The sequence below is a fragment of the Stenotrophomonas sp. HMWF023 genome (assembly GCF_003060985.1).
Taxonomy (GTDB): Bacteria; Pseudomonadota; Gammaproteobacteria; order Xanthomonadales; family Xanthomonadaceae; genus Stenotrophomonas; species Stenotrophomonas lactitubi.
Genome location: NZ_QAIJ01000204.1, coordinates 16,239 through 19,051 on the forward strand (window position 1 = coordinate 16,239; position 2,813 = coordinate 19,051).

Here is a 2,813-nt window from a genome sequence, read left to right on the forward strand (position 1 = left end):
GCGCGCGAACCGGACGATCTGCCGCGCGCCGCGTAATGTCCGCATCCACGCCATGCGTGGATGAAGCCAGCCGCCGATCAGTAGATCCACGCCATGCGTGGATGGGGCGTTCCCTACCGCCCGTCATATCACTTGTAGAAATCGCTCCGCCCGCCGGGCTGGCGCTTGAAGCGGCGGTGGATCCACAGGTACTGGTCTGGTGCCTCGCGCACCATCTCTTCGATGGCCTGGTTGACCCGCGCGGTATCGGCCTCAACGTCTTCGCTGGGGAAGTTCTCCAGCGGCGCGCCGATCTTCAGGAAGTACTTCCCGCCTTCGCGGCGATGGAAGTAGGGGATGACCGCACAACCGGTCATCCGCGCCAGCTGGTGGGTCGCGGTGATGGTGGATGCGGTGTGGCCGAAGAACGGCACGAACACCGTGTCCTTGCCGCGCATGTCCTGGTCGGGCGCGTACCAGAGGAAGCCGCCCTTCTTCAGGTGGCGCACCGTCGCGCGGATGTCCTCGTTGGCGTACATCGCCTTGGCGTAGCGCAGGCGGCCGAACTTCACCGCCCACTCGTACACCGGGTTCTTGTGCTTGCGGTACATGCCGGACAGGTCGACGTGGTCGCACAGCAGGCGGCCGCACATCTCCAGGGTCATGAAGTGGCCCGAGACCAGCAGCACGCCGCGGCCCTCGGCCTGCATCTGCTTGAGGTGTTCCAGCCCTTCGATGTGCACCTGCGGGCGGATGCTGTCGATGCTGCCCCACCAGGAGCGCGCGCATTCGAAGATGCCCACGCCCAGTGCGTCGAAGCTGTCGCGCACCAGGCGCTTGCGCCAGGCCTCGTCCTTCTCGGGGAAGCACAGCTTGAGGTTGACCTCGGCGGCATGGCGGCGGCTGCCGGCCAGGCGCCAGGCGATCGAGCCGACCCCGCGGCCGAGCACGCGCTGCAGCATCCACGGCAGCCGGGCGATCCCGAAGGCAGTGAACATGACGGCAAACATCGGCCAGTTGCGTGGATCACGCAGCGACGGACGGACGGCGGTGGTGGCATCGGACATGCCGCCATTCTACCAACCCGGCCGCGTGTCTTTCCCGGGGGGCTCCCGTATCCTTGCCGCATGCGTAAAGACCCTGTCGAATGGATCCTGCGTGGCCTGTACTCGGCCGTGCTGTACCTCCTGCTGCCGATCACCGTGTACCACCTGGTCTGGCGCGGCTTCCGGGTCCGTGAATACTTCCGGCGCTGGGATGAACGCTATGCGTCCTATCCGCAGCCGAGCGGCCAGCCGCGGGTCTGGCTGCATGCCGTCTCGGTGGGCGAGGTCAACGCCGCTGCGCCGCTGGTCAATGCGCTGCGCGAGCAGCGGCCGGACATCCGCTGGGTCATCACCACCATCACCCCGACCGGCTCGGAACGGGTGCGCGCGCTGTGGGGCGATGCGCTCGACCACGTGTACCTGCCGTATGACGTGCCGGGCAGCGTCAACCGCTTCCTCGGTCACTTCCAGCCCAGCCTGGCGCTGATCCTGGAAACCGAGCTGTGGCCGAACATGCTGTTCGGCTGCCGCGACCGTCGCATTCCGGTCTACATCCTCAATGCGCGCCTGTCGGCACGGTCGTTGCGCGGCTACCGGGTGCTGGCAGCACTGATCCGGCGTGCGCTGCGTACGGTCACCTGCGTGGCCGCACAATCGCAGGATGACGCCGCACGCTTCGTGCAGCTGGGTGCGGCGCCGGAACAGGTGCAGGCGCTGGGCAACCTGAAGTTCGACATCGCCACGCCGGACGTGCAGCCCTTCATCGAACAGTTCCATGCCCATGTACCGGCCACGCGCCCGGTGTGGATCGCGGCCAGCACCCATGATGGCGAAGAGCAGGCGGTGATCGACCTGCACCGCCGTCTGCGCCAGCAGCACCCGGACCTGCTGCTGCTGTGGGCGCCGCGGCATCCCGAGCGCTTTCCCAAGGTGGAGGCGCTGGCCCGCGAGCAGGGCTGGAGCGTGGCGACGCGGCGCGCGCAGCAGTGGCCAGGGGCAGGCAGCGATGTCTTCGTCATCGACACGCTGGGCGAACTGATGCCGTTCTACGGCTGTGCCCAGGTTGCCTTCGTCGGTGGCAGCCTGCAGGCCATCGGCGGCCACAACCTGCTGGAGCCTGCGGCAATGGGCACTGCAGCGGTGACCGGCCCGCACCTGCACAACTTCGCCGAGATCTCGCGGCGCATGCGTGAGGCCGGTGCACTGCTGATCGGCGAGGACGCGCAGGCGGTCGGCGATCTGCTGCTGCACCTGCTCGATGACGCGCAGGCGCGCGAGGACATGGCCCGCGCCGGTTGCACGCTGGTCAGCAATGGGCGCGGCGCGCTGCAACGGACCCTGCAGCTGGTGGCTCCGCACCTGCCGCCACCGCTGGCCTGAGACGCTGCCTGACGCCGTCGGGCGTCTCAAGGCCGACCCGGCCTTTGCTCTGTCGTGATCGCCTGCATCAAGCCCGCTTGATGGCGTTGAATCTGTCGTAGCCGGACCGCTCCCGCCGTCCGCGGCGTGCAAGCTGTCACATCATCATTCGTATGGCGCAGATTCCGATTCCGCCTACCGCGTCAGGCTGCCAGCCTGTTGTCGACCACGCTTGGACGACATCAAGGGAGCTTTGAATGATCGGCGACAACGGAGACGGGCTGCAGAACAGCGCGAAGACCGGAGGGCTGGGCACCGACCATCTGCTGGTGGTGGCACTGACCCTGCTGATGGGTGGCAGCGTTGTCGCCCTGGTCGGCCAGTACACGGCGGCGCAGGCGGGGCCCGCCATTGTTCTCAGCCTGTTGC

At 67.5% G+C, this 2,813-nt stretch carries 2 protein-coding genes; one reads left to right on the forward strand and one right to left on the reverse strand.

Annotated elements, in window-relative coordinates; genetic code table 11:
- Nucleotides 1–128: 128 nt before the first annotated feature.
- Nucleotides 129–1,046, reverse strand: coding sequence for an LpxL/LpxP family Kdo(2)-lipid IV(A) lauroyl/palmitoleoyl acyltransferase (locus DBR20_RS11070; RefSeq protein WP_108266223.1), 918 nt, complete (start codon nucleotides 1,044–1,046; stop codon nucleotides 129–131).
- A 60-nt stretch (nucleotides 1,047–1,106) separates the two neighbouring features.
- On the opposite strand from DBR20_RS11070, the gene waaA reads away from it, so the two are divergent.
- Nucleotides 1,107–2,405, forward strand: a complete 1,299-nt coding sequence (gene waaA / locus DBR20_RS11075; RefSeq protein ID WP_100553503.1) for a lipid IV(A) 3-deoxy-D-manno-octulosonic acid transferase — start codon at nucleotides 1,107–1,109, stop codon at nucleotides 2,403–2,405.
- Nucleotides 2,406–2,813 lie beyond the last annotated feature (408 nt).

Coding starts and splice junctions, on each gene's coding strand:
- DBR20_RS11070 (WP_108266223.1), bottom strand. CDS start 1,046: ATGTCCGATGCCACCACCGCCGTCCGTCCGTCGCTGCGTGATCCACGC.
- waaA (WP_100553503.1), top strand. CDS start 1,107: ATGCGTAAAGACCCTGTCGAATGGATCCTGCGTGGCCTGTACTCGGCC.